This window comes from Nesterenkonia maliinae (assembly GCF_051262655.1).
Taxonomy (GTDB): Bacteria; Actinomycetota; Actinomycetes; order Actinomycetales; family Micrococcaceae; genus Nesterenkonia.
The window spans coordinates 229,658-255,148 of record NZ_JBIMEY010000004.1 but is presented as its reverse complement, the minus strand read 5'-3'; the positions used below and the strand labels follow the sequence as shown (position 1 = coordinate 255,148).

Genomic DNA, 25,491 nt, shown 5'->3' with positions numbered 1-25,491 from the left:
GGCGGCCGCCGGGGACCTCGCCGCGGGAGGGTTTGCGCAGCTCGCGTCCGAGGTTGACGTGGCCGACCCCGGGAGCGGCGGGCACCGCCACTGCGCCGTCGCGGACCAGGGAGTCCAGTCGGCGCAGGATCAGGCCCTCGCGCAGCGCCCAGGGGCAGATCTGCAGCGTCTCGATGCCGAAGATCTTCATCGCCTGCTCGGCGACCAGGGCTCCGGCGAAGACCTGCCGGGCGCGCAGCGCTGAGACGCCGGGCAGCTCGGCGCGTTCGGCGGCGGTCATCGTGGCGAGCTTCTTCACCAGCGGCTTCAGCTCGGCGTAGGCCAGGCTGCGCGGCACGTAGGGGCCCTCGGCGGAGGGCGCGGCGCCGGTCATCCGGGCGAGCGAGCGGAAGGTCTTGGAGGTGGCGAGCACCTCGGTATGACCGCTGAGCGTCGGGAACTCGCGGCGCGCGGCCTCGAGCTCTTCGCGCACATAGCCCTTCAGCGTCTTGACCTGGTCCTTGGTGGGCGGGTCCTCCCCGAGCCAGTCCCGGGTGAGCCGGCCTGCACCGAGCGGCAGCGAGACCGCGGTGGCGGGCAGCTCGTCGCGTCCATAGGCGATCTCGAAGGAGCCGCCGCCGATATCGAAGTTCAGGATGTCCCCGGCGCTCCAGCCGCGCCAGCGTCGGGCGGCGAAGAAGGTCATCGCGGACTCCTGGGCGCCGGCGAGCTCGGTGAGCTCCACCCCGGTCTCGGCGACGACCCGCTGCAGGACCGCCTCCCCGTTGGCGGCCTCACGCAGGGCGGAGGTGCAGAAGGAGAGCAGGTCCTCGGCGCGGTGCCGTGCGGCGAACCGGGCCGCCTCAGCGATGAAGCCGATCAGCTCGCGCTGACCCTCGTCGGTGATCGCTCCGGCCTCGTCGAGATGCTTGACCAGGGAGAGCGGTCGCTTGTGGGAGGCGAATGCCTCTGGTTTGGCCCCGAGATGAGCATCCACCAGTAACAGGTGCACGGTGTTCGAACCGATATCCAGCACGCCGAGACGCATCAGGTGACTCCTTGACTAGGATCCAGTCTTCGCGGTGGTCTTCTTGGCTGGAGCCTTCTTCTTGGCCGGTGCCTTCTTCGCAGCGGGCTTCTTCGCCGGAGGCTTCTTAGGTCCGGCGGCACGCTTCTCCGCCAGCAGCGAGTAGGCGTGCTCCTTGGTCAGCGTCTCAAGCGAGACGCTGCGCGGCACGGTCACGTTGGTCTCGCCGTCGGTGACGTAGGGGCCGAAGCGGCCGTCCTTGACCACCACCTGCTTCTCCGAGGTGGGGTCGGCGCCGAACTCGGCCAGCGGCGGAACCGCCGCCCGGCGTCCCCGCTGCTTGGGCTGGGCGTAGATCGCCTTCGCCTCATCCAGGGTGATGGTGAACATCTGCTCTTCGGTCTCCAGGGAGCGGGAGTCCGAGCCCTTCTTCAGATACGGCCCGAAGCGGCCGTTCTGCGCGGTGATCTCTTCGCCGTCTTCATCGGCGCCGACCACGCGGGGCAGCGAGAGCAGCCGCAGCGCCTGTTCCAGCGTCACGGTCTCCAGGGTCATGTCGGAGAGCAGCGAGCCGGTGCGGGGCTTCTCCTTCGCCGGCTTCTTCTTCGGCTTGGGCTTGCCGTTCTTGTAGTACTCGGTGGGCAGCGACTTCAGGTGCTCTTCGAGCTGCGCCTCGGTCATCTCTTCGATGAGCTCGGTGACGTAGGGGCCGTAGCGGCCGTCCTTCGCGACGATCTCCCGACCGGTCTCTCGGTCGGTGCCGAGCACGCGTCCGGAGTACTGGGCCTGTTCGAAGAGCTCCTCGGCCTTGGCCGCGGTGAGCTCATCGGGTGCCAGGTCCTGCGGCAGGTTGGCGCGCTGGGGTTCCAGCTCGCCCTCGGCGTTGACCACCCCGTCGGGGTTGGGACGTTCCAGGTAGGGGCCGTAGCGGCCCACCCGCAGGTTCACCCCGGGGGTGATCTCGATGGAGTTGATAGCCCGGGCGTCGATCTCGCCGAGGTTCTCCACCACGTGCTTGAGCCCATCGACGCCGTCCTTGGCGCCGAAGTAGAACCCCTGCAGCCAGGCTTCGCGCTGCAGCTCGCCGCGCGCGATCTGGTCGAGGTCCTCTTCCATCCGGGCGGTGAAGTCGTAGTTGACGTACTTGCCGAAGTGCTCCTCCAGCAGCCGGATCACGCTGAACGCGGTCCAGGAGGGGATCAGCGCGGAGCCGCGTTTGGTGACATAGCCGCGGTCCATGATGGTCGAGATGGTCGGCGCGTAGGTCGAGGGCCGGCCGATCTCGCGCTTCTCCAGCTCGGCGACGATCGTGGCTTCGGTGTAGCGCGCGGGCGGGGTCGTCTCGTGACCCTTGGCCTGGACGTCGCGGCCGGTCAGCCGCTCTCCGGTCTCGATCTTGGGGAGTCGCTTATCAGCCTTGCCGGCCTTCGCGTCGTCGTCCTCCGAGGTGTTCTCGCGGACCTCCTCGTAGGCGGCGAGGAAGCCGGGGAAGGTGATCACGGTGCCGGAGGCGCCGAAGGTGGCGGTGGTCCCGGCCTGGGGTCCCTGGGCGACTGTCGCGCTGAGCCGGACGGAGGCGGTGAAGCCCTTGGCGTCCTCCATCTGGGACGCCACGGTGCGCTTCCAGATCAGTTCGTAGAGCTTGAACTCGTCCTTCGAGAGCTCGTTGGCGACCTGCCCGGGTGTGCGGAAGTGGTCGCCGGAGGGGCGGATCGCCTCGTGGGCCTCCTGCGCGGTCTCGCTCTTCTTGGAATAGAGGCGCGGGCTGGCGGGGACGTGGTCGGCCCCATAGAGCTCGGTGATCTGCCGGCGCGCGGCGGTGATCGCCTCGTTGGACAGCGTGACCGAGTCGGTACGCATATAGGTGATGTAGCCGTTCTCATACAGCCGCTGCGCGACCTGCATGGTGGCCCGAGAGGAGAAGCGCAGCCGGCGCGAGGCCTCCTGCTGCAGGGTGGAGGTGATGAACGGCGGCTGCGGGCGGCGCGAGTAGGGCTTGTCCTCGACCGAGTCCACGGTGAACTCCGCGTCGGTCAGGTTCGCGGACAGCTCTTCGGCGGCCTGCCGGTCCAGGACGCTGACCTCGGTCTTGGATCGGGTGGACTTCAGTTCGCCGCGGTCGTTGAAGTCGGAGCCGGTGGCCACTCGGGCGCCGTCGACGGCGTTGAGCTTGGCGGTGAACTCGTCGCCGGCGGCGGTGGCGAAGCTTCCGGAGAGGTCCCAGTAGCCGGCCGGGATGAAGGCCATGCGCTCGCGTTCGCGCTCGACGACCAGGCGGGTGGCGACGGACTGCACTCGGCCTGCGGAGAGGCCCTTGCCGACCTTGCGCCAGAGCACCGGGGAGATCTCGTAGCCATAGAGCCGGTCCAGGATGCGTCGGGTCTCCTGGGCGTCGACGAGGTCGTCGTCGATCTGGCGCACGTTATGCAGCGCGCGGGTGATGCCCTCGTTGGTGATCTCGGTGAAGGTCATCCGGTAGACCGGGACCTTGGGCTTGAGCACCTGCAGCAGGTGCCAGGCGATCGCTTCACCTTCACGGTCGGCGTCCGTGGCGAGATAGAGCTCCGAGGCGTCTTTGAGCGCCCGCTTGAGCTCAGTGACCTTCTTCTTCTTGGAGTCAGAGATCACGTAATAGGGCGCGAAGCCGTCGTCGGGGTTCACCGCGAACCGGCCGAACGGGCCCTTCTTCATGTCGGTGGGCAGCTCGGAGGGCTGTGGCAGGTCACGGATATGCCCGGCGGAAGCGTCCACGATGAAGTCATCGCCGAGATACTTGGCGATGGACTTGGACTTCGCCGGGGACTCGACGATGACGAGTTTCTTGCCTTCGGGCACTGATCTCCTTGAGGGAATTCTTGCGCTGCGTTCTCGGGCGCTCAGCAGTGGGCTGGCCGTCGAGTGCTCAATATATCAGCGAGCAGAACACGTCGAGTCCGGTGGAATCAAGACTCACTGAGGTATCCCTCGACGTAGAGCTCCAGGACTTCGCCGCGCAGCGCCTGCTCGAGATCCTCCTGATCTGTGGACTCATCGGCCATCAGCGCCGCGACCGCGGTGATCAGCGCGGCGACCTGATACTCCCCGTCGGCGGCGCCCAAGAGTCCCGCGGCGGCGCTGGAGACTGCGCGGCTGCGACGCAGCCCAGCTCCCTGACGAGCGAGGATGACCTCCGGGTGGACGGCGCCGAAACGCTGGTGGCGCTCCTCGGTGACGTCGGGGGCGACGGCGAGGACCGTGTCGAACACCGCCTGCCGGTCGCGGGCGACGCTCTCTGCCCGGGCCGCGGTGGCACCGAGGACCGGCCCCAGGGGCTGCTCCACGGCACCGGTGAGCTCTTCGAACCTCCGCCAAGGCGTGATCGCGTGCGCCTCGGGGCTGCGGCGGCGCAGGAAGATCATCCCGAATCCCACCGCGAGCACCGCCCGGGAGGCGAAGTCCTCGAGGTAGTCGGCGTAGCGCCGGCGGTAGCTCTCCGGGTCGCGCTGGGTGGAGGCGTCGCGCAGCCATGTCTCGGCGTACTGGGCGCTGTCCTGCCGGTCGCGCTGGATGAACCAGGCGTCGACCTCGGCGGGGAACCCCGCGCACCAGAGGCGCGGGCGGGCGTCCCAGGCGTCCTGGTCCTGGATCTCCCAGTTGCCCAGCAGCTGCGCGGTCCCGGAGTCGGCCAGGTGCTCGGGCAGGGCACTGATCAGCTCTGCCATGAGTTCATCCCCCGCCCGGCCGCCGTCGCGGTAGGTGTAGCGGGCCTGAATCTGCTCGTCCCTGGGGCGTGGGGTGATGACGAAGGGCGGATTGGAGATGATCAGGTCGAATCTCTGTCCGGCGACGGGTTCCAGCAGGCTGCCCTGCACCAGCTCCACCCGGGCCCCGAGGTCACGGGGATCCAGGCGCAGCGCGGGGGCGTTGAGGCCTAGGTTGAACTCGGTGAAGTCCAGGGCGCGCCGGCTGAGATCGGTGGCCACCACGTGCTCGGCATGATCGAGCAGGTGCATCAGCTGGATCCCGCAGCCGGTGCCGATCTCCAGGGCGCGCTGCACCGGGGTGCGGTGGATGCTCGCGGCCAGGGTCAGGCTGGCCCCGCCGATGCCGAGGACGTGCTCGGGGTGTAGCGGGCCCTGCAGCTGCGCGGCGGGGAGGTCGCTGGCCACCCAGAGGTCGGCCAGACCCTGTTCCTGCTCCGCCTGGTAGGGGCGAAGGTCCACGCTGGGGCGGTACAGCTCGACGTCGTCGGCGGCCCGCTGAGTCTCAGCTGCCGGGTGCACCAGGTTGAGCCGGCGCAGACCCTCCACACCGAGGCGGGGCAGCGCGGCCCGCAGCGCTCCGGCCGAGATCTCGAGCCCGAGCAGCCACAGTCCGGCGAGCACGGCGCAGGGATCAGGAGCGGGTTCCGCGGAGAGCAGCTCCGAGATGCGCAGCATGCCCGGGATCAGCTGATCGCGCTCCATGGCGGCGAGCGCGTCCGCGCCGAGCAGCTGGGCGACCCGCTCGTTGGTGAACTCTGCGGCGAGCAGGTCCTGGCGCAGGGCGGCGATGAGTTCCGGGTCGGCGGCCGGGGCGGGCAGCTCGGTGGGGCTCATCCGCGGCGCACCTTCCCCAGGGCGCCGGCATTGGGGTCGGAGGGATCCTGCTCGAGCCGGGCGCGGCAGTTCTCACAGCTTGTGGTCTCGGGGATGTGGCGGTGGTCCTCGCAGTAGAGCTGCAGCGTGGAGCATCCCCGATCCATACAGTTATAGAAGGTGCTCGTGGGGTTGGAGCAGCAGACGCATTGCCCGATGGTCTTCGCCTCCGGGGAGAAGCGGGTGTTCATCCGGGAGTCGAAGACGTAGAGCTCACCCTCCCAGAGGCCCTCGTCGCCGAAGGTCTCCCCGTAGCGGACGATCCCGCCGTCGATCTGGTAGACCTCTTCGAAGCCGCGCCGACGCATCAGCGCCGAGAGGACCTCGCAGCGGATCCCGCCGGTGCAGTAGGTCACCACCGGCTGGTCCTTGAGATGGTCGTATCTGCCGGAATCCAGCTCGGCGATGAAGTCCCGGGTGGTCTCGGTCTCGGGAACCACCGCGTTCTTGAACTTGCCGATCTGCGCCTCCATGGCGTTGCGGCCGTCGAAGAACGCGACCTCCACGCCCTGGGCTCGCTTCGACTCGACCAGCTCATGGACCTGCTGTGGCTGCAGATGCTCACCGCCGCCGACGACGCCGTGCTGATCGACCTCGATCTCCTCGGGCACCCCGAAGGCCACCAGCTCGGGGCGGACCTTGACCGAGAGCCGCGGGAAGTCCTCCGCCCCGCCGTCGGACCATTTGAAGGCCATCTCCCGGAACGGGGCGTAGGCCCTGGTCTGCTTCACATACTGTTTGACCGCCTTGAGCTCACCGCCCACGGTGCCGTTGATCCCCTGCGGGGAGATCAGGATCCGGCCCTTGAGGCCGAGCTCCCGGCAGAGCGTGTGCTGCCAGAGCTTCACCGCCTCGGGATCCGAGAGAGGGGTGAAGGCGTAATAGAGGACGATCCGGGACATGCTCACCTCTCAAGGGTAGTTCTGAACAACATCTTTATGAACTCGTTGTCCCGTCCTCTCACGGTGCGCTGCTTTTTCTTTGTATGGTCGGACTATGACTTCTGAGCTGAGCGATGACCTTGTCCGCCACTGGGTAACCGGATGGGCGCGGACTCACGACTACGACGTCCAGCACGAGGGCAACGTCCACTCAGCTCTGCGCTCCGGAGATTCCGACGAATGGGAGTACGTGCTGTACGCCCCGCGGGAGACCGATCTGCGCAAGATCGCCTCCGCCGTCACGAAGGACTCCGCTCGGCTGCTGACCGTGATCGCCGAGCCCGGGGCCGAGTCGCTGAGCCAGGGCACGATCGAGGGGCTGCAGCTCATCAGCGATGAGGAGAAGCTCATGGTGGTGGACATGGACACCCAGGACGTCGAGGATCCGATCACGCCAGAGGGCTACACCACCACGCGCGAGGACCACGACGGCTGGACCCGCTTCACAGTGCGCGACGGTGACAAGGTCGCCGCCCGCGGCCGGGTCGCCACCGTCGACCACTACGCGATCCTGGACCGGATCTACACGAACAACGACTACCGCCGCCAGGGCCTGGGCACCTACGTGACCCGCGCGCTGATCGCCATCGCCCACGAGCACGACGTCGAAGAGGGCCTGCTCGTGGCCACCGGCGACGGTCGCGAGCTCTACGAGTTCTTGGGCTGGACCCTGCTGGGCGACGTCCATGTCTACGGCGCCACCTCCGGTGGACGACTGCGGCCCAGCCACTCGCAGTTCGATGACCTCAACGGCTAGGCCGGGCACCGCTCCTGCGGTATGATCGGCAAACTCGCTGCGTTAAGTTCAATTGTTCACACCCCAGTGAATGTTGAGGCAGCGCCACTCTGCCGCTGAAGGAGCGCCCATGGCCACCAACCCCCTGACCGATCGCCTTGATGCTGGACCCGTCATCTGCGCCGAAGGGTTCCTCTTCGAGCTCGAACGCCGCGGGTACCTCACTGCAGGAGAGTTCGTTCCCGAGGTGGCGCTGGAGGATCCCGAGGCGCTGCGTGCCCTGCACCGGGACTTCCAGCGCGCCGGCTCCGACATCGTCGAGGCGTTCACCTATAACGGACACCGCGAGAAGATGCGGGTCATCGGCAAGGAGGATCTGCTTGAGCCGCTGAACCGCTCGGCCCTGCAGATCGCCCGTGAGGTCGCCGATGCGCGACCTGGGGACCTGATGGCCGGCAACATCTCCAACACCAACATCTGGGATCCGACCGACGTCCAGCGCCAGAACGAGGTGCGCTCAATGTTCGACGAGATGGTCGGCTGGGCGGTGGAGGAGGGCGCAGACCTGATCATCGGCGAGACGTTCTACTACGCGGGCGAGGCGCTCGCGGCCCTCGAGGCGGCACGGTCCTCCGGACTCCCGGTGGTGCTCACCCTTGCGCCCATGGCCTTCGAAGACATGGCCGATGGGCTCGGCGTCGTCGAGACCTGCCAGCGCCTGGAGCAGGCCGGAGCCGACGTCGTCGGGCTCAACTGCTTCCGCGGGCCGGACACGATGATGCCCTGGCTGCGTCAGATCCGGGAGGCCGTCTCCTGCCATGTGGCCGCGCTGCCCGTGCCCTACCGCACCACAGCGAGCGAACCCACCTTCTTCAACCTCTCGGATGTCCGCGCCAGCGTGCCGTCCCCGCACGGCAGGGCCTTCCCCACCGCGCTGGATCCATTGTTCACCAACCGCTACGAGATCGGCGCGTTCGCCAAGGAGGCCTACGGCCTGGGCATCAATTACCTCGGAGTCTGCTGCGGCGCCTCACCGATGCACATCCGCGAGACCTCCGAAGCGGTGGGCCGCAGCACCGAAGCCAGCCGCTACTCCGAGCGCATGGAGAATCACTTCATGTACGGCTCCCATGATCGGCTGCCCGCACACATCCGGTCCCTGGGCGAACGGGCCTGAGCGCCATCGGTTCCTGACGTAGCCTGAGGGTGATGTCCGACCAGGAACCCTTTGAGCTGCTGCGCCGTGCAGGTCTGACGGCTGAGATCGGCGACGCCGGTCCGCTGCGCCACGTCCGCACCCTCCCGGCGCGGCAGGCCCACACCACCGACTGGCCCGACTGGGTTCCCACCGAGCTGCGCGCGGGCTACCGCCAGCTGGGCGTCTCGGGGCTCTACACCCACCAGGTGCACGCGGCCGAGGCGCTGCATGCCGGGCGGCACACGATCCTGGCCACCGGCACGGCTTCGGGCAAGTCCCTGGGCACCCAGCTGCCCGGCCTCGCGGAGATCTGCGGGGGCCCGCGCGGGACGCTGCCGAGGTCAGCACACGGAACCGGCGGAACCGTTGGAACCGGCAAGGATCGCGGCGCCGGCGGCGACGCGCCCGGCGGTGGGGCAGAAGCGGGTGCGGCGGGGGACGCCGCCGCTCCGCGCATCGCCGGGTCGGCCTTCGGAAGCGTTGGTCCCCCGTCCAGCGTGGGCACCACTATGCTCTACCTCTCCCCCACCAAGGCGCTGGCGGCCGACCAGCTGGACGCGCTGACCCAGCTCGCCGAGGCCACAGGGCCTGCCGGGACCCAGGGCGGCATCCGTCCGGCATCCTATGACGGGGACACCGATCCGGCCGAGCGTCGCTGGATCCGCCAGCACGCCAATGTGGTGCTGAGCAACCCCGACATGCTCAACGTCGGAATACTGCCCAACCACCGGGCCTGGGCCCGGTTCTTCGCGCGGCTGCGCTACGTGATCATCGACGAGGCGCACAGCTGCCGCGGGATCTTCGGCTCCCACATCGCGCTGCTGCTGCGCCGGCTGCGGCGGATCTGCGCGCACTACGGGGCCCACCCGGTCTTCACCGGAGCCTCTGCCACCAGCGGTGACCCCGCGACGTCGTTCTCCCGGCTCATCGGCCACCCCGACAGCGCGGTCCAGGCCATCACCGAGGACACCTCCCCCCACGGAGCCGTGGACGTCTACCTCTGGGAGGCCTCGTACTCCTCGCTGACCGGTGACAACGCGGCGCCGCTCAAGCGCAGCCTCACCGTGGAGGCGGCTGACATCCTCACCGACCTGGTGGTCGCCGGCCATCGGACACTCGCGTTCATCAAGTCCCGCCGTGGCGCCGAGACCATCGCGCAGATCGCCGCCGACTCACTCGCCGACGTGGACCGCGACCTGCGCGGGCGGGTGGCGGCCTACCGCTCCGGGTACCTCAAGGAGGAGCGCCGCGAGCTCGAGGACGCGCTGCGCGAGGGGCGGCTGCTCGGTGTCGCATCCACGCCTGCTCTGGAGCTGGGGATCGACATCTCGGGCCTGGACGCGGTGATCATCGCCGGCTGGCCCGGCACCCGGGCCTCGTTCTTCCAGCAGCTGGGCCGCGCGGGGCGCTCGGGGCAGCGTGGAGCGGCGTTCTTCATCGCTGGAGATGACCCGTTGGACTCCTATCTGCTGGACCATCCCGAGGCGATCTTCGACACCGCGGTCGAGGATGCGGTCACCGATCCCACCAACCCGCATGTGGCCGCGCCGCATATCCTCGCCGCAGCGCAGGAGCTCCCGCTGACCACGTCTGACCTTGAGCTGTTCGAGGCCTGGCTGATCGAGTCGCTCACCGAGCAGGGGCATCTGCGACGTCGGCCGCGCGGCTGGTTCTTCGCCCACGACGACGTCTCGGCCGCCGCCTGGGTGAAGCTGCGCTCCGACGGCGGCGGTCCCTATACGATCGTGAACTCGGAAGACGGCACCGTGATCGGAGACATGGGCTCCGCCCAGGCGCAGCCGCAGGCCCATCCGGGGGCCGTGTACGTCCACCAGGGGCGCAGCTACATCGTCGAAGAGCTGGACCGCCAGAACAGCGCCGTGCTGGTCTTCCCCGCCACTCCGCCTTATTACACCCAGGCCCGGGAGACCACCTCGATCGAGGTGCTGCTGGTCGAGGAAGCCGCTGACTGGGGCCGCTATCGTCTGCACTCCGGGATGGTGGAGGTGACCAGCACCGTGGTCGGCTTCCAGCGCAAGGCGCTGGGCTCCTCGGAGGTGCTCTCCGACGAGCCGCTGGACCTGCCGCCCTCCTCTCTGCGGACCCAGGCCATGTGGATCACCGCCCCGGAGACGGAGCTCGCGGACGCCGGAGTGATCCCCGAGCATGTGCCCGGCGCGCTGCATGCCGCGGAGCATGCCATGATCGGGCTGCTGCCGCTGCTGACCTCTGGGGACCGCTGGGACATCGGCGGTGTCTCCACCGCGCTGCACCGAGACACGGAGCTGCCCACGATCTTCGTCTATGACGGTCACCCCGGTGGGGCGGGGTTCGCGCGGCGCGGCTTCGAGCTGGCCGCCGAATGGATCGGCGCCACTGCTGAGACCATCGCCGGCTGTGACTGCGCCACGGGCTGCCCCTCCTGCGTGCAGTCCCCGAAGTGCGGCAACAAGAACAACCCGCTTCAGAAGCAGCCGGCGCTGAACCTGCTGCGCGCGATCCTCGCCGCTCGGCCGGAGAGATCCGCCCCCGCTCCGGGGCCCACTCAGGGATCCCTTCCGGGGCCAGCTCTCGACTCCCCGGCGGCACAGAACTGAACACACCCGGCTCCGTGACGGAATATGAATGCGCGCAGTGCGACGCTGAAACGTGAGCTACGATTGAACCTGCTTCAAGAGAAGTGACCTGGAGATCCGCGCACGCGCGGTGATCCGACGATCCGTTCACGGTCACTCACCAACCCCATGTTCAAGGGTGGTCCCGGATCACGAAGCGGCTTGTTCTCACCATAGGTGGAGCCCACGAGGCTCAGCCGTGGTGCTGACTGGGACAGGCAAGAGCAGCGTCGAAAGGACATCACCCGCACCCGCACTCATCGGTGCACCCTCTGTTCGCGCGTGAACATTCGCGAGCGCCCCAGGCATATCTCCCTGGGCACCCCTGTCATTTTTTCGGGCAAAGATCTGCCCGCACACCGCATAAGGATCACTCATGACTCACCAGCAGATCCCCTCCGGGCCCACCGCCGGCCGCCGTCGTCGTCGCGGGCTGAACACCCTGGCCGTGAGCGCCACGCTCGCCCTCGCGCTGAGCAGCTGCAGCGCCTTCGACCGCGGGGGTGACGAGACCGAGGCCGCGCCGGAGGATCAGCAGGAGTTCACCATCGGCGTCGTCGGCGCCAACGAGAGCCACCGCGAGGTCGAGCGGATCGCCGAGGAGGAGCTGGGCTACGAGATCGAACTCGTCGAGTTCACCGAGTACACCCAGCCCAACCCCGCGCTGACCAGCGGCGACATCGACGCCAACTGGTTCCAGCACATCGCCTACCTCGCGGACTACAACGTCAGCTCCGGCGAGGACCTGCAGCCCATCGGCTCCACCGCCGCGGTGCCGCTGACCCTGTACTCCAACCAGTACACCGATGTCAGTGAATTCGCCGATGGGGACACCGTCGCGATCCCGAACGACGCCGTGAACCAGGGGCGCGCCATCAACACCCTGGTGGCCGCTGGACTGCTGGAGCTCTCCGAGGAGACTCGCCAGCCTGAGCCGCGCCACATCGACGAGGAGGCCTCCACCGTGACGGTGCAGCCGGTGGCCGCCCAGCAGACGGTCAACGCGCTGGAATCGGTGGCGGGCTCAATCATCAACAACAACTTCGCCCAGGACGCCGAGCTCGACCCCGAGGGTGACGGCATCTTCGCCGATGACCCCACCGACGCCTCCGCGTTCCCCTACATCAACGCCTTCGTCGCCCGCGCCGAAGACAGCGACAACGAGGCGCTGCGCGAGATCGCAGCGGTCTACCACGATGAGCGGGTGCTCGAGATCGATGCGGAGCTCTCCGCGGACACCTCGGTCCCCGCCACGGACGTCACCGCCGAGCAGCTCCAGGAAGCCCTGGTCGACTACGAGGACTCGCTGCGCAGCGCCGAGGGCGAGACCCCCGATGAAGGTGCTGACGAGGAAGCGGACGACGACGCGTGAGCACAGCTCCACTCATCGAGTTCAACAACGTCTCGCGCACCTTCGGCACGCGAGACAAGACCGTCACCGCGGTCGACGACGTGAGCCTGCGCGTCGACCGCGGTGAGGTCTATGGCGTCATCGGGTTCTCCGGGGCGGGGAAGTCCACGCTGATCAGGCTGATCAACGGGCTCGAACGCCCCACTGCAGGGTCCGTCCACGTGCTGGGCCAGGAGATCTCCGCGATGCGGGAGGGGCAGCTGACCAAGGTCCGCTCCCGGATCGGCATGGTCTTCCAACAGTTCAACCTGTTCCACTCCCGGAATGTCGCCGGCAATGTCGCATACCCGCTGAAGGTGGCCGGGTGGAAGAAGTCCGAGCGCGCGGCCCGGGTGGAGGAGCTGCTGGAGTTCGTGGGGCTCACCGACAAGGCCACCCAGTACCCGGAGCAGCTCTCCGGCGGGCAGAAGCAGCGAGTCGGGATCGCCCGTGCGCTCGCCGCCAAGCCGGACATCCTCCTGGCCGATGAGTCCACCTCCGCGCTGGACCCCAACACCACCGGAGAGGTCCTGCGGCTGCTGCGCCGCGCCAATGAGGAGCTCGGCATCACCATCGTGGCGATCACGCACGAGATGGAGGTCATCCGCTCCATCGCGGACCGGGTGGCGGTGATGGACCAGGGCCGGATCGTGGAGTCCGGGCTGGTCTATGACGTCTTCTCCAGCCCGCGCGAGTCCAAGGACGCCAGCTTCGTCGGAGCGGCGTTGAAGAACCGTCCGACCGCGGAGGACGTGCGGCGGATCCGCGGGCACGCCAGCGGGCGGCTCGTGGTGGTCTCACTGCAGAACGCCGCCGCGGTCAGCGCCGTGCTGGGCGAGGCGGCCTCACACGGAGTCTCCTTCGAGATCGTGCACGGCGGCATGAACACGACCAAGAACGCGTCCTACGGACTGCTGACCCTCGCCATTCAGGGCGCGGTCAGCGCGGTGGAAACCTTCGTCGCAACGCTGAACTCCGCCGGAGAGGTCCAGGAGGTGCACGAATGATCGACACATACCGAGCTCTGGACTGGAGCTACTACGGGCCCGAGCTGCTCTCGGCCATCGTCGACACCATCTATATGGTCGCCTGGGCCTTCCTCCTCGGCGGGTTCATCGGCCTGGCCATCGGGCTCACGCTCTACACCACGCGCGACGGCGGGCTGCTCTCCAACAGGCCTGCCTACCTGGCGATGAACTTCGTGGTGAACCTGATCCGGCCGATCCCCTTCGTGATCCTGATCGCCGCGCTGCAGCCTGTGACCATCTACGTGATCGGTTCCGGGATCGGCAACGATGCGGTGATCTTCGTGATGATCTGGGCCTCCACCTTCGCAATCGCCAGGATCGTGGAGCAGAACCTGGTCTCGATCGACCCCGGGGTGATCGAGGCGGCCCGGGCGATGGGCGCTTCCAGGCTGCGCATCATTCTCACGGTGCTGCTGCCGGAGGCGCTGGGTCCGCTGATCCTGGGGTATACCTTTGTGATCATCGCGCTCACCGACATGTCGGCGCTGGCGGGCATCATCGGCGGCGGCGGCATCGGCAACTTCGCCATCGTCGAGGGCTACAACCGGTTCAATCCGGAAGTGACCTGGTTGGCGGTGATCGTGGTGATCATCTTCGTCCAGTCGCTGCAGCTGGTGGGCAACTGGGCGGCGCGCAAGGTCATGCGGCGCTGACCCGTTGGTTCGGGCGCCCGCCGCACCGCCGTCGTCCCAGTTCCCGGCTGAAGGTTCTGTCCATGCACTACGGAAGGATCCATCCATGACCCTGCGCTCCATCACCCTGGGAACCGGCCAGCATCAGCTCGAGACTTCGGCGCTCGGCTATGGCGCGATGTCACTGGCCGGAGCCTATGGGGCCATCAGTGAGGCGGATTCGCTTCAGCTGCTGGACCACGTGGCCCGATGTGAGGTCACCTTCCTGGACACCGCGAACATCTACGGCGACGGCGAGAGCGAGCGGGTGCTGGGGGCCTTTCTGAAGCACCGGCGCGAGGAGTTCCTGCTGGCGACCAAGGTCGGCATCGAGAAGGGCGCAGGGGTCGGCAAACGGCGCGCCCGTGGCGACGCGGCGTACATCAAGGAACAGATCGATCAGAGCCTGCGCCGGCTGGGCACCGACCATGTGGATCTGTACTACCTGCACCGGGTGGACCCCGACACGCCGATCGAGGAGAGCGTCGAGGCACTGGGCGAGCTGGTCACCGCCGGCAAGGTGCGTGCCATCGGACTCTCGGAGGCCACCGGGGAGGAGATCGCCCGCGGCCACGCGGTGCACCCGATCACGGCGGTGCAGAGCGAATGGAGCATCTTCGCCCGGGACGTGGAGGCCCACGTGCTCCCAACCTGTGCCCGGCTGGGGATCGGCTTCGTGCCGTACTCGCCAGTGGGCCGGGGACTGCTCACTGACTCCTTCGATGCCCAGGCCCTCCCGGCCGAGGACATCCGGCAGAACTTCCCGTGGTTCATGCCGGAGAACCTCCCGCACAACGCCTCCCTCCTCGAGCAGCTGCGCGCTGTCGCCGCGCGGCTGGACCTCCCCACCGCGGGACTGGCCCTGGCCTGGCTGTATCAGCAGGCCACCGCCCTGGGCGTGAACATCTCCCCGATTCCGGGCACGCGCACGGCTGCGCACTGGGACGAGCTGCAGCGCGGGGTGGACGTCACGATTCCCGAGGACGCAATGGCGGAGCTGGACTCGCTGGCCGGTCAGGTCTCCGGTGACCGCAGCTTCGACCCGCGCTGGGTCTCCGGCGGGCGCGAGGGGCTTCTCCCGCGCAGCTGAGCCAACAGGGGAGCGAAGGGGACGACGGGACGACACGCTGATGCTCGGCGGCGATCCGCCAGCGAGCATCAGCGTGCCCGGGCGGCAGTGTTTGCCCCAGCTACGAGGATCGCCCGTCCGTTCGTCACGCCTCTCCACAGTGTGACCCTCCACGGCGAATGTGGCGTCCGAACGGCCAAGACTGATGAGGACCTGCAGACAGCAGGCATCCTCTGTCACGGAAGGCTCGGTCATGGAACGCATGGTCATGGAAGGCATCGTCACCGCACGCATCATCAAGGGGAAGACTCCGACGCGCACCGCTCCGAAGAAGTCCGACCATCTGGCGCAGCAGATCCATCAGGAGGAGGCGGGCCTCGCGACGGCCGAATACGGGATCGTGATGCTCGCGGCGGTCGGGTTCGCCGGACTGCTGGTGGCGGTGCTGAGCTCGAGCACCGCCCAAGCGATGCTGACCGGCGTCGTCGAACGTGCGCTCTCATTCTGAGCGCGGGTCGATCACCGCGGAGTTCGCGCTCGCGCTGCCGTCGGTGGTGCTCGCGCTGCTGCTGGTGCTCTCCCTCGGTCTCCACGGGGCCGCCCAGGTCAGCCTGGAGACGGGGGCTCGGGCCGCGGCGCGGGAGCTGGCCCGCGGGGAGGACCCCGCCTCGGCGGAGGCCGCGGCCCGGCGGGTCGCTGGCGAGGAGGTGTCGGTCCGGCTCAGTCAGGAGCAGGACTACGTCACCGTGACGCTCTTCCGGCCGGTGCGGGTCCTGGGCTGGGTCGAGGTCACGATGACCCAGGACGCTGCGGCCACGGCCCGAGTCGAGGAGCTGCCGTGAGACCCCGGGAGTCGATCCGAGGCGACCGAGGTTCAGGCACCGTGCTGGCCCTGGGCCTGATCATGGCGCTGCTCGTGCTGCTCGCCGCGACGCAGGTCCTGAGCATGGTCGCGGTCTCCTCCGCACAGGCGGCCCGGGGCGCGGACCTGGCCGCACTCGCCGGCGCCGATGCGGTGCGCGGGATCAGCACCGGGAGTCCGTGCGCCGTGGCGGAGGCGGTGGCCTCCCGCAATGACGTGAAGCTCATCAGCTGCACCGTGATCGGTGAGGACAGCACGGAGGTGCTCGTTCACACGGCGGCGCCGATCCTGCCAGACCGGTTGATCCACGCCGGGGGCCTTGACCTGTCCGGACTGCTCAGCCGCGGGTCCGCCCGCGCCGGGCCTCCCACCTCAGGCTGACTCAGAGCCGGGCGAGCAGCGCCGCCAGCAGGGCGATCCGCTCTGGGATCGATTCCAGCCGGACCTGCTCGTGATCAGCGTGGGCTCCCGCGCCGTCGGGTCCGAGACCATCGAGCGTGGGCAGGCTGGATCCCAGGAAGTTGGTGTCTCCCGCTCCGGCCGCGGGTCGACCGCCGACCGCAGGAAGTCCAGCGTCGGTGGCAGCGTCCTCCACGGCCGCGAGCAGCGCTTCATCGGCGGGGTCGGCCTGCCAGGCGGGACGCTGGGACAAGGTGTGGACGTCGAGCCGGGCGTCGGTGCGGACCGGGGTGAGCTCGCGGATCGAGGCCAGCACCTGATTCTCGACCTCCGGGGTGCGGAACCTCAGCCCCACTTCCACCGAGGCCGCGGCCGGCACCACGTTGGTCTTGCCGCCTCCGGTGATGGTGCCGACGTTGCAGAGCACATCTCCCGGAGCGGCCTCCTGGGCTGACCCGATGATCTCGCGAAGGGCCAGGATCTGGTCCACCAGCTCCTCGATCGCGTTGACACCCCCTTCGGGGTCCAGCGCCGCGTGCGAGGCGCGGCCGGTGACCTCGAGCCGGAGCCGGGTGCTGCCGAGACGGCCGACCTTGAGCGCCCCGCCGGGATGGGGAGACTCGAAGCCCAGCGCGGCGCTGGTCCCTTCGGCGCTGGCCAGCAGCAGCTCCCGCGAGCTCGGTGAGCCGATCTCCTCGTCCCCGACCACGATCACGCGCACCGGCGGCCGGGACAGTCCCAGCTCGGTGCTCACGCTCAGCCCCTGGTGCATGATCAGCAGACCTGACTTCATGTCGAAGATCCCGGGCCCGTAGGCCATGCCCCCTTCGATCCGGAACGGCATCTTCTCCAGGGTCCCGGTGGGCCACACCGTGTCCGAGTGTCCGATGAAGAGCACCGGTGCCGCATCGCGCTTCGACCCCGACCCGGGAATCTCCAGCACCAGGTGGGTCCCCCACTCCCCCGTGCTGACGGAGATCTCGGCGTCATGCTCGGCGAAGAGCTCGCGCACCTGATCGGCGACGGCGGTGACGCCCCCGGCGTCTCCGGTGGGAGACTCGGTCACCACCATCCGTTCCAGAAGTTCCAGGGTGCGGTCATAGCGCTTCCTCGCCAGATCAAGCAGGGCAGTGGGAGAAGAGGTATCCATGGGACTATGATACGCAACGTAAGAACATAGACCAGGCTTCGAGAGGACCGCATGAGACATCAGGATGCCGTCGCACCCGCTTCCCCCGCCATGCCGGAATCGATCAGCCTGGCTGATGGGGTTGTGGTCCGGGGCCTGACCGAGGTCGCCGAGCTCGAAGCCGCCTCCCGGCTCTACCGCGAGGTCTTCTCCTACAGCGGGGAGGACCAGGGCATCAACCCCCGCCTGCTGAAGAACCTGCTCACCTACGGTGGCACCGTGATCGGCGCAGTCGACGCCGTCGGCGCCGTCCGCGGCATGGCCTTCGGCTGGACCGCGGTGGAGACCGATCAGGACGACCCGCACATCTACCACTTCTCCCAGGCCGCAGTAGTCGCTCAGGACCTTCAGGGCCAGGGCGTGGGCCGCGCGCTGAAGAACGTCCAGGCCGCGGTCGCCCACCGGCAGGGCTCAAGCCGGATGCGCTGGACCTACAACCCGATGATCAGCCGCAACGCGCACTTCAACCTCGATGTGCTCGGCGCACAGGGCCGCTGGTTCACCCGCGACGCCCTCGCCGGTCCAGGCACAGACCGCATCACCGTGGAATGGCGACTCGGCGAGGCCTCCTCCCCGCCGCGCAGCCTGCGCAACCTACCCGGCGAGGAGTTCGAGGCGCAGCTGGCCGCGCAGCCGCTCACCGCTCCCGGGCAGATCCATACCGGTGCAGACGCGATCGCGTTCGCTGTCCCCGCCCAGCAGCCCACCGATCCGAGCGTCATCGAGCTGCTCCGCTCACGATTCAGCGAGATCTTCGACCAGGGGTTCGTGGCGGTCTCCTGCCGCCGGGTCGATGGAGACCTCGCGCTCTACAGCTTCACCAGGCCGGCATCGGCAGCATGAGCAGCGCAGAGCTTCCCGACCAGCGTGCAAGTGGTGAACCTGGGGCCGCCACGCAGGACCAGCGCGGCCTGGACAATCCGGCCGCCCGCTTCGGCGCCAGCATGTCTCCGCGCGCCTCGGCCAAGACCCTGCAGGCGCGGCTGATCCGCAAGGAGCGGGAGAACCTCGAGCGGGTCTTCGCCAGCTTCGAGACCGAGGACTCCGTCGCCCGGGCCGCGGCGCTGATCGCCGGGGCCCGACGTCGGTTCATCGTGGGCCACGGCCGTTCCGCGGCCTTCGCGCACCTGTTGGACCTGGACCTCTCCCACGGGGTCAGCCAAGTCTCGCTCATCGACGGCCACAGCACCCGCAGCATCGATGTGCTCACCGACGTGCGAGGCACCGACGTCCTGGTGGCGTTCTCGATGCGCCGCTACCGCCGAGAGACCGCCGAGCTGGTGCACGCCTTCGCCCAGCGCGGCGGCACGGTCGTCGCCGTCACCGACTCGGCCGAGTCACCGCTGGTGGAGCCGGCCAGCGAGGTCGTCATCGTGCCCACCGACTCCGCCTCGGTCACCGACTCCGCCACCGGCATCGCCGCGGTGATCCACCTGCTCACTGCGCTGACCACAGCAAGTGCCAAGGGAAGCCGCCGACGGCTGACCGATAGAGAATCACTGATCCAAGAGATGGGACTGTATATCTGATGCGCGCCACAGAGATCGTGCTCCACGACGTCGAGCTGCCCCTGCGCCACGCCTTCGAGACCAGCTCGCACCGAAAGTCCTCGCTGCGCCACCTGTTGGTGGAGATGATCGCCGAGGACGGCACCACTGGCTGGGGCGAGATCGCCTCCCCGGCGGGCCCCTTCTACGCCCCCGAGACGACGACGACGGCCTGGCAGACCGCCGTCGAGCATCTGATCCCCGCCGTCCTCGGCGCCGAATGGGAGCACCCCGACGATATCGCTGGGCTCTACGCCAAGGTGCGCGGAAACTTCTTCGCCAAGGCCGGGATCGAGATGGCCGCCTGGACCCTGTGGACGCAGGCACAGAAGGTGCCGCTGGCGCGGGCCCTCGGCGGGGACCGTGACTCGGTCATCGCGGGAGTCTCGCTGGGCATCGAACCCAGCATCGAGGCGCTGCTCACCGAGGTGACCCGCCACGTCGAGTCGGGGTATCCCCGGGTGAAGCTGAAGATCGCCCCGGGCTGGGATGTGGAGCCGGTGCGCGCGGTGCGTGAGGCCTTCCCCGATCTCGATGTCCATGTGGACGCCAACGGGGCCTACCCGGGCTCCACCGAACCCGGCGGTGAGGCGGCCTTCGAGGTGCTGCGCGCGCTGGATCCGTTCCGGCTGACCATGATCGAGCAGCCCTTCGCACCGAAGAACTTCCTGGACCACGCCCGGCTGACCGCGGCGCTCACAACCCCGGTCTGCCTGGACGAATCGGTGGAGACCCTCGATGATCTGCGCACCGCGCTGGCCCTGAAGGCCGGAAACGTGCTCAACATCAAGGTCTCCCGGATGGGTGGGCTCAGCGCGGCCCGCGATGCTCACGCGATCGCCGCGGCCGCCGGTTGGCCGGTCTGGTGCGGAGGCATGCATGAATTCGGCGTCGGCCGGCTGGCGAATGTGGCACTCTCCTCACTGCCGGGCTTCACGCTGCCCTCGGACGTGTCCGCCTCGGGGAAGTACTACGCCGAAGACATCATCGATCCGCCGGTCACCGCCGACCAGGGCGTGGTGCAGGTCCCGACGACACCGGGGCTGGGCCACGGGGTGCGCACCGAGGTCATCGCCGCCCACGCGACCCGTCAGCAGCGCTTCCAGGTCTGAACCCGCGTCCGCGGCGCAGTATCCTGACATGACCTGACATCGAGCAGTGCTCGAGACGTCTCACCGGCTGAGAGGCAGCGATTAGCATGGTCACCGCATTCGTGATGATGAAGACCGATCCGCACCGGATCCCCGAGTCCGCGCAGGACATCGCCAACATCGAAGAGGTCCAGGCCGTCTACTCGGTCACCGGCAAGTGGGACCTGGTGGCCATGGTGAAGACTCCGAACCTGGAGGACCTCAGCGACCTGGTCCCGGCGAAGATCTCCAAGGTGGCCACGGTCCACGACACCGAGACCATGGTCGCATTCCGCACCTACTCGGACCAGGAGCTGGAAGCAAGCTTCAGCCTCGGCGGAGAATAGCGGCGGTCGACCTCGGCGCGAGGCGGCAGGCCGCACGACGGGCCGCCAACCCGATCAGACACTGAGGGCCCGACCGGATTCCGGTCGGGCCCTCAGTGTTCTCGCGCCTCAGGGGCGCGACGCCCCCTCAGACTCGGGTCGACTCACGCCATCCCAGGTGCTGGATTCTCCACGGAATCGCCACCCCGGGAGGTGACATGGGCGCCGTCGTCGTCGGGTTCGGTCTTCTCAGAAGCCCCATCCCCGCGGCCGCGGCGTGCCAGCTGCAGCACCACTGCCACCACCAGGATCGCGATACCGATCATGGAGATGAGCAGATCCGGGTAGATCAGCAGCAGACCGCCTGCGATCAGGAGCACCCGCTCGATGACCGTGGCCCGAAGGAACAGATACCCCGCCAAGCCCGAGGCGAGCGCGATCATCCCCACGATCACGGTCAGCAGGGAGATCGTGAGCTCGTCCCAGGTGCCCTGCAGCAGCAGCGCCGGCTGCAGGATGAAGACATACGGTATGAGGAAGCCGGCCAGGGCGATCTTCACCGCAGCCACCCCTGCCCGCATCGGATTCGCACCTGCGATGCCCGCGCCCGCGTAGGCGGCGAGACACACCGGCGGGGTGATGTCGGCGAGGATGCCGAAGAAGAACACGAACATGTGGGCCGCGATCAGCGGGACGTCGAAGTTGTTGTACAAAATCGGCGCCGCCACCGATGCGGTGACCACGTAGTTCGCGGTGGTCGGCAGGCCCATGCCCAAGATGATGCAGGCGATCATCACGAAGAAGAGCACCAGCAGGAAGTTGCCGCCAGCGATCGCGACGAGGCCTCGACCGAGCTGGCCGCCCAGGCCGGTAGCCGTGACGGTGCCCGCCACGATTCCCGCGGTGGCGCAGGCCGCGATCACCGGGAGCGCGGTGCGCGCGGCTGCGACGAAGAGCTCCATGAAGCCACGCAGGTTCAGCCTCGTCGAGGAGCGGAAGAAGCTCAACACGATCGCCGTTGCGATGCCCAGCAGCGCCGCCCGTGTGGGGGTCAGGCCGGAGAGCAGAGTGCCCACGATGACCACCAGTGGCAGCAGCAGATCGATCCGCGTGATCAACCCGCGGATGCTGGGCAACTCGTCCACCGGGATGCCGCGGATGTGCTGCCGCTTCGCCTCGAAGTGCACCGAGAGGAAGGCTCCCAGGAAGTAGAGCAGCGAGGGAATGATCGCGATGACGATCAGCTCGTTGTACTCCACGTCGGGCACGTTCTGCGCCATGATGAACGCCGCGGCGCCCATGATCGGGGGCATCAGCTGCCCGCCGGTCGAGGCCGTGGCCTCGGTGGCGGCGGCGAAATGAGGCTTGAAGCCGGCCTTCTTCATGATCGGAATCGTGAATGAGCCCGAGGCCACGGTGTTCGCCACCGAGGAGCCCGAGACCATGCCCTGGAGTCCGGACGCGGCGACGGCGGCCTTGGCAGGTCCGCCGGTGTATTTGCCTGCCGCCCGGAAGGCCAGGTCATTGAAGAACTGACCGATGTTTGTGCGCAGCAGCACCACGGCGAAGAGCAGGAACAGGAAGATGAAATCTGCAGAGACCTGCAGCGGAGTGCCGAAGATCGACCTGGTGGAGAGGAAGGTCTCGGTCGCAAAGGCATCCCAGGACCGGCCGCGGTGCGGGAAGAGCGGGCTCAGATTGCCGAAGATCCCGTAGGCGATGGCCACGCTGGCGATGATGACGATGGGCAGACCCACGCAGCGGCGGGTCGCCTCCAGCACCAGCAGGGTACCGGCTACCGCGACGGTGTAATCGAGGTTGCTGAAGCCCAGGATCTGCACGGCGTTGCCGACGAGGTACTCGTAGCGGAAGACGATGTAGAGGTTGACCGCGATGCCGGCGGCGGCGAGGAGGACGTCGTACCAAGCGATGCCACGTCCACGTCCGAGCAGCAGATCTTTCCAGAGGACTCCGCTGGGTTCTGCGTTGAGCAGCCGCTTGCTCGCCGGGTAGAGCAGGAAGACCAGGGAGGTGGCGCCGCCCAGATGGATGGCGCCGTGGATCCAACTGGTGAACGGCCGTTCCAGCGCGTAGTAGAGGTGGTAGAGCGTGAAAGCGACGGAGATGCCGCCCACGATCCACGTCCAGAACCCCAGATCCGTGCGGAACCGACTGGAGGTGTCGTGCTTCCGCAGGACTTCGGCCGCCCTCTCCTCGGCGCCGACCCCCGGCTCCTGCTGGTCAGCAGGAGCCGGGGAACGCTTTTCAGCAGTGCTGCGTGTCACGGCAGGTCAATGCCCTGCTCTTCGAAGTAACGCTCCGCACCGGGGTGCAGCGGCACATCACCGATGCCGGTGAGTGCGTTCTCCTCGGTGATGTTCTCGCCGACCTCGAGCGTGATGTCTCCGGCGTTCTCGAAGGTGGCGGCGGTGATCTCGTAGGCGAGGTCCTCGCTGACCTGGGTGGTGGAGGCCACCAGGGCCGCGAACACCGAGACGGTGGTGACGTCCTCCTCGAGGAAGTCATAGGCGTCTGCGGAGATGTCGTAGGACTCTGCACCGGACTCACCGGAGATTGCCTCGGTCATATCGTCTTCGATGCCCAGAAGCCGGACGTCGGTGGAGGCTGCCAGCTGCGTCAGACCGGCCACCGGGGTGCCCACCACGAAGATGGAGGCGTCGATCTGGCTGTCGGCGAGCATATCGGTAGAGGATCCGAAGTCCGCGACCTCGGCGGTGTAGTCACCCTCCTCGATGCCGTGGGCAGCGAGGATGGCGTCGGAGATCGCGCGGGTGCCGGAGCCGGCATCGCCGACCGCGATGGTCTGACCCTCAAGGTCCTCGATGGACTCGATGCCGGAGTCCTCGCGGACGATGATGTGCGCGGCCTCCGGGTACAGGTTCGAGATCCAGCCGAAGTTGTCCAGCTCCACGTCTTCGAGGTCCGGGATCTCCCCGGCGACGCCGCTTGCCGCAGTGTCGTTCTGGGTCAGGCCCAGCTGCATCTCTTCCTGGTAGATCCCACCCAGGTTGTCGCCGGAGCCGGAGGTCTCGATGGCGGTGACCGAGACGTCCTCGATGTTGTCCTCGTAGATGGCGGCAAGCTCATCTCCGAGTGGGAAGTAGGTGCCGGCGGTGCTGCCAGTGCCGAAGGTCAGCTCATTGGTGAAGCTGTCCTCGTCTCCGGTCTGGACGTCTTCGTCTCCACCCTCTTCTTCACCCCCGCCACATGCCGACAGGGCCAGGGCGGCAGCGGCGGTGGCTGCAATTGCTGTTCGACGCATTTTCATGAGTCTTCTCCTCAGTCGAGTGATTTCAAGGTGCGTTGAGTATTGATCGGATTCAGTACACGGTGCGATGTGTAGTCAGCCACTTTACCGTGGTGCAAGACACTTTTGTGGCTCCACCCACGGCCTCTCTAGACTGTCCTATAAGGATGAGCAGGGTGTTTCATGATTTCCGCAGGATGAAATCGGACACGAGGGCGGAAAGTGTGGAGGTGGAAGGATGACCATCTACATCGACCCACCCACCTGGCCCGCCCACGGCACACATTTCTCCCACCTGATCTCGGACCACTCGCTCGAGGAGCTGCACCAGATCGCCGGCGCCGCCGGGGTCAGCCGCCGAGCCTTCGACCGGGATCACTACGACGTCCCGGCCCAGCTGTTCGAGGATCTCACCGCGCTGGGGGCGGTGCCGGTCTCAGGCGGTGAGCTGACGAGGATCCTCCTGGGCTGCGGGCTGCGGATCCCCGCGGCGCAGCGCCCGGAGAAGCTTCACCGCAACCTCCAGCGCGCCTGGGCTCGACTGGGCGTCCAATGGAGCGCCGCCGAAGACAACAGCGCGGCCGACGACGAGGCCCGGCGGTCCTCCTGGCTCGCCCCCGACGGGGCGTGGCTGACACTCGGCGAGGAGCTGCTCACCCGGTGGTCTGAGCCGCACCGGAACTACCACGCACCGACCCACCTCAGCGCGGTGCTGCGCGGAGTCGGCACCCTGGAACGAGCCGGCGAGCTGGAACCGGGGCAGCGTCCGGTCGTGACCCTGGCCGCGTGGTTCCACGATGCCGTCTACGCCGGAGTCGCCGGATCTGACGAGGAGGAGTCGGCGACCCTCGCCGAGAATCGACTGGAGCCCCTGCTCCCCGAGCACGTGGTGGAAGAGACGGCGCGGCTGGTCCGACTCACGACGCACCACGATCCTGACCCTGACGATCACGCGGGCGCCGTCCTGGTGGACGCTGACCTCGAGGTCCTCGCCCACTCTCCGGAGAGCTATGCCCGCTACACCGCAGCGGTGCGCGCTGACTACCGCCACGTTGCGGAGGAGGATTTCCGGCGCGGCCGGGCGCAGGTGCTGGAGCGGCTGCTCGACGCACCCTCGCTGTTCCGCACCGCCACAGGCATCCAGCGCTGGGAGCCCCAGGCGCGGGTCAACCTGGCCCGCGAGCTCGAACAGCTCAGTCTTCGCTGAGCCGCTCTTCGAGCCGGGTCACGTTCTCGGTGAGCTGGTCCGTGAATCCGGGCCGGATATCGGCCTTGACCACCAGGCTGACCCGCGGACTGACCGCCGCCACCGCCTCCGTGGCGCGTCGGATGACGTCGAAGACCTCATCCCAGTCGCCTTCGATCGTGGTGAACATCGAGGTCGTCTCGTGCGGAAGTCCTGAATCTCGCACCACGCGGACGGCTTCGGCCACGGCTGCGCTGAGCGAACCATCGGGAGTGTCTGGGGCGACGGGCGCGACGGAGAAGGCTGCCAACATG

Annotated in this window: 23 protein-coding genes; 15 read left to right on the top strand and 8 right to left on the bottom strand. The window is 68.0% G+C overall.

The window, feature by feature from the left end; translation table 11 throughout:
* The 4 genes from ACHAA4_RS10035 to trhO form a co-directional block, all read right to left on the bottom strand.
* Positions 1-1,027, bottom strand: a 1,027-nt coding sequence (locus tag ACHAA4_RS10035; RefSeq protein WP_435774034.1) for a Ppx/GppA family phosphatase, incomplete at its 3' end; no start/stop codon positions are given.
* 15 nt (positions 1,028-1,042) lie between these two features.
* A complete protein-coding gene (topA, locus tag ACHAA4_RS10030; protein ID WP_435774040.1) occupies positions 1,043-3,859 on the bottom strand; it encodes a type I DNA topoisomerase in 2,817 nt (938 codons plus the stop codon).
* An 89-nt stretch (positions 3,860-3,948) separates the two neighbouring features.
* Positions 3,949-5,583: a DUF7059 domain-containing protein gene (locus ACHAA4_RS10025; RefSeq protein ID WP_435774033.1), complete on the bottom strand. Its 1,635-nt coding sequence runs from the start codon at positions 5,581-5,583 to the stop codon at positions 3,949-3,951.
* Entirely contained in the window at positions 5,580-6,530 is a 951-nt protein-coding gene (trhO, locus tag ACHAA4_RS10020; protein ID WP_435774032.1) for an oxygen-dependent tRNA uridine(34) hydroxylase TrhO, read from the bottom strand. The genes ACHAA4_RS10025 and trhO overlap by 4 nt, the downstream gene beginning before the upstream one ends.
* Before the next feature lie 88 nt (positions 6,531-6,618).
* On the opposite strand from trhO, the gene ACHAA4_RS10015 reads away from it, so the two are divergent.
* From ACHAA4_RS10015 to ACHAA4_RS09970, 10 genes are all read left to right on the top strand, one after another.
* On the top strand, positions 6,619-7,320 hold the full coding sequence (locus ACHAA4_RS10015) for a GNAT family N-acetyltransferase (protein WP_435774031.1): 702 nt from the start codon (positions 6,619-6,621) through the stop codon (positions 7,318-7,320).
* Positions 7,321-7,429: 109 nt separating this feature from the next.
* Positions 7,430-8,476: a homocysteine S-methyltransferase family protein gene (locus tag ACHAA4_RS10010; RefSeq protein ID WP_435774030.1), complete on the top strand. Its 1,047-nt coding sequence runs from the start codon at positions 7,430-7,432 to the stop codon at positions 8,474-8,476.
* A 32-nt stretch (positions 8,477-8,508) separates the two neighbouring features.
* Positions 8,509-11,094, top strand: a complete 2,586-nt coding sequence (locus ACHAA4_RS10005) for a DEAD/DEAH box helicase (protein ID WP_435774029.1) — start codon at positions 8,509-8,511, stop codon at positions 11,092-11,094.
* Between the two features lie 394 nt (positions 11,095-11,488).
* Positions 11,489-12,484, top strand: coding sequence for a MetQ/NlpA family ABC transporter substrate-binding protein (locus ACHAA4_RS10000; protein WP_435774028.1), 996 nt, complete (start codon positions 11,489-11,491; stop codon positions 12,482-12,484).
* The gene (locus tag ACHAA4_RS09995; protein ID WP_435774027.1) at positions 12,481-13,509 is read left to right on the top strand and encodes a methionine ABC transporter ATP-binding protein; all 1,029 of its coding nucleotides are present in this window, start codon (positions 12,481-12,483) and stop codon (positions 13,507-13,509) included. The genes ACHAA4_RS10000 and ACHAA4_RS09995 overlap by 4 nt, the downstream gene beginning before the upstream one ends.
* The gene (locus tag ACHAA4_RS09990; protein ID WP_435774026.1) at positions 13,506-14,183 is read left to right on the top strand and encodes a methionine ABC transporter permease; all 678 of its coding nucleotides are present in this window, start codon (positions 13,506-13,508) and stop codon (positions 14,181-14,183) included. Before ACHAA4_RS09995 ends, ACHAA4_RS09990 begins: the two co-directional genes overlap by 4 nt.
* Before the next feature lie 85 nt (positions 14,184-14,268).
* The gene (locus ACHAA4_RS09985; RefSeq protein WP_435774025.1) at positions 14,269-15,291 is read left to right on the top strand and encodes an aldo/keto reductase; all 1,023 of its coding nucleotides are present in this window, start codon (positions 14,269-14,271) and stop codon (positions 15,289-15,291) included.
* A gap of 232 nt (positions 15,292-15,523) precedes the next feature.
* Positions 15,524-15,778, top strand: a complete 255-nt coding sequence (locus ACHAA4_RS09980; protein WP_435774024.1) for a DUF4244 domain-containing protein — start codon at positions 15,524-15,526, stop codon at positions 15,776-15,778.
* A complete protein-coding gene (locus ACHAA4_RS09975) occupies positions 15,762-16,112 on the top strand; it encodes a TadE family type IV pilus minor pilin (RefSeq protein WP_435774023.1) in 351 nt (116 codons plus the stop codon). Before ACHAA4_RS09980 ends, ACHAA4_RS09975 begins: the two co-directional genes overlap by 17 nt.
* Positions 16,109-16,513: an Rv3654c family TadE-like protein gene (locus tag ACHAA4_RS09970; RefSeq protein ID WP_435774022.1), complete on the top strand. Its 405-nt coding sequence runs from the start codon at positions 16,109-16,111 to the stop codon at positions 16,511-16,513. Before ACHAA4_RS09975 ends, ACHAA4_RS09970 begins: the two co-directional genes overlap by 4 nt.
* A 1-nt stretch (position 16,514) precedes the next feature.
* Here the strand turns inward: ACHAA4_RS09970 and ACHAA4_RS09965 are convergent, their stop codons facing one another.
* Positions 16,515-17,681, bottom strand: a complete 1,167-nt coding sequence (locus tag ACHAA4_RS09965) for a M20 family metallopeptidase (protein WP_435774021.1) — start codon at positions 17,679-17,681, stop codon at positions 16,515-16,517.
* Positions 17,682-17,732: 51 nt separating this feature from the next.
* On the opposite strand from ACHAA4_RS09965, the gene ACHAA4_RS09960 reads away from it, so the two are divergent.
* The 4 genes from ACHAA4_RS09960 to ACHAA4_RS09945 all read left to right on the top strand — a co-directional run bounded on the left by ACHAA4_RS09960 (position 17,733) and on the right by ACHAA4_RS09945 (position 20,744).
* Positions 17,733-18,563 (top strand): hypothetical protein, encoded by an 831-nt coding sequence (locus tag ACHAA4_RS09960; protein ID WP_435774020.1) that lies wholly within the window; start codon positions 17,733-17,735, stop codon positions 18,561-18,563.
* Positions 18,560-19,249, top strand: coding sequence for a MurR/RpiR family transcriptional regulator (locus ACHAA4_RS09955; RefSeq protein ID WP_435774019.1), 690 nt, complete (start codon positions 18,560-18,562; stop codon positions 19,247-19,249). The genes ACHAA4_RS09960 and ACHAA4_RS09955 overlap by 4 nt, the downstream gene beginning before the upstream one ends.
* The gene (menC, locus tag ACHAA4_RS09950; protein WP_435774018.1) at positions 19,249-20,379 is read left to right on the top strand and encodes an o-succinylbenzoate synthase; all 1,131 of its coding nucleotides are present in this window, start codon (positions 19,249-19,251) and stop codon (positions 20,377-20,379) included. Before ACHAA4_RS09955 ends, menC begins: the two co-directional genes overlap by 1 nt.
* 86 nt (positions 20,380-20,465) lie before the next feature.
* Positions 20,466-20,744 (top strand): Lrp/AsnC family transcriptional regulator, encoded by a 279-nt coding sequence (locus tag ACHAA4_RS09945; protein WP_036476260.1) that lies wholly within the window; start codon positions 20,466-20,468, stop codon positions 20,742-20,744.
* Between the two features lie 143 nt (positions 20,745-20,887).
* Here ACHAA4_RS09945 and ACHAA4_RS09940 read toward each other — a convergent pair whose 3' ends face one another.
* Both ACHAA4_RS09940 and ACHAA4_RS09935 read right to left on the bottom strand, forming a co-directional pair.
* Positions 20,888-23,008, bottom strand: coding sequence for a TRAP transporter permease (locus ACHAA4_RS09940; protein ID WP_435774017.1), 2,121 nt, complete (start codon positions 23,006-23,008; stop codon positions 20,888-20,890).
* Positions 23,005-24,012 carry a TAXI family TRAP transporter solute-binding subunit gene (locus ACHAA4_RS09935; RefSeq protein ID WP_435774016.1) on the bottom strand — a complete coding sequence of 336 codons (1,008 nt, stop codon included), beginning with the start codon at positions 24,010-24,012 and terminating at the stop codon, positions 23,005-23,007. Before ACHAA4_RS09935 ends, ACHAA4_RS09940 begins: the two co-directional genes overlap by 4 nt.
* Positions 24,013-24,229: 217 nt before the next feature.
* Between ACHAA4_RS09935 and ACHAA4_RS09930 the strand changes: the two genes are divergently transcribed.
* Entirely contained in the window at positions 24,230-25,198 is a 969-nt protein-coding gene (locus ACHAA4_RS09930; protein WP_435774015.1) for a DUF4031 domain-containing protein, read from the top strand.
* On the opposite strand, the gene ACHAA4_RS09925 is transcribed toward ACHAA4_RS09930, so the two are convergent.
* On the bottom strand, positions 25,185-25,490 hold the full coding sequence (locus tag ACHAA4_RS09925; protein WP_435774014.1) for a thiamine-binding protein: 306 nt from the start codon (positions 25,488-25,490) through the stop codon (positions 25,185-25,187). The genes ACHAA4_RS09930 and ACHAA4_RS09925 overlap by 14 nt on opposite strands.
* Position 25,491: the final 1 nt, after the last annotated feature.

Excerpts from the sequence above, each read along its gene's own strand:
- ACHAA4_RS10005 (WP_435774029.1), top strand. The coding sequence starts at position 8,509 with ATGTCCGACCAGGAACCCTTTGAGCTGCTGCGCCGTGCAGGTCTGACG.
- ACHAA4_RS09990 (WP_435774026.1), top strand. The coding sequence starts at position 13,506 with ATGATCGACACATACCGAGCTCTGGACTGGAGCTACTACGGGCCCGAG.
- ACHAA4_RS09965 (WP_435774021.1), bottom strand. The coding sequence starts at position 17,681 with ATGGATACCTCTTCTCCCACTGCCCTGCTTGATCTGGCGAGGAAGCGC.
- ACHAA4_RS09980 (WP_435774024.1), top strand. The coding sequence starts at position 15,524 with ATGGAACGCATGGTCATGGAAGGCATCGTCACCGCACGCATCATCAAG.
- ACHAA4_RS09930 (WP_435774015.1), top strand. The coding sequence starts at position 24,230 with ATGACCATCTACATCGACCCACCCACCTGGCCCGCCCACGGCACACAT.
- ACHAA4_RS09985 (WP_435774025.1), top strand. The coding sequence starts at position 14,269 with ATGACCCTGCGCTCCATCACCCTGGGAACCGGCCAGCATCAGCTCGAG.
- ACHAA4_RS10025 (WP_435774033.1), bottom strand. The coding sequence starts at position 5,583 with ATGAGCCCCACCGAGCTGCCCGCCCCGGCCGCCGACCCGGAACTCATC.
- ACHAA4_RS10000 (WP_435774028.1), top strand. The coding sequence starts at position 11,489 with ATGACTCACCAGCAGATCCCCTCCGGGCCCACCGCCGGCCGCCGTCGT.
- ACHAA4_RS09935 (WP_435774016.1), bottom strand. The coding sequence starts at position 24,012 with ATGAAAATGCGTCGAACAGCAATTGCAGCCACCGCCGCTGCCGCCCTG.
- menC (WP_435774018.1), top strand. The coding sequence starts at position 19,249 with ATGCGCGCCACAGAGATCGTGCTCCACGACGTCGAGCTGCCCCTGCGC.
- ACHAA4_RS09925 (WP_435774014.1), bottom strand. The coding sequence starts at position 25,490 with ATGTTGGCAGCCTTCTCCGTCGCGCCCGTCGCCCCAGACACTCCCGAT.
- ACHAA4_RS10010 (WP_435774030.1), top strand. The coding sequence starts at position 7,430 with ATGGCCACCAACCCCCTGACCGATCGCCTTGATGCTGGACCCGTCATC.
- ACHAA4_RS09960 (WP_435774020.1), top strand. The coding sequence starts at position 17,733 with ATGAGACATCAGGATGCCGTCGCACCCGCTTCCCCCGCCATGCCGGAA.
- ACHAA4_RS10015 (WP_435774031.1), top strand. The coding sequence starts at position 6,619 with ATGACTTCTGAGCTGAGCGATGACCTTGTCCGCCACTGGGTAACCGGA.
- ACHAA4_RS09945 (WP_036476260.1), top strand. The coding sequence starts at position 20,466 with ATGGTCACCGCATTCGTGATGATGAAGACCGATCCGCACCGGATCCCC.
- ACHAA4_RS09955 (WP_435774019.1), top strand. The coding sequence starts at position 18,560 with ATGAGCAGCGCAGAGCTTCCCGACCAGCGTGCAAGTGGTGAACCTGGG.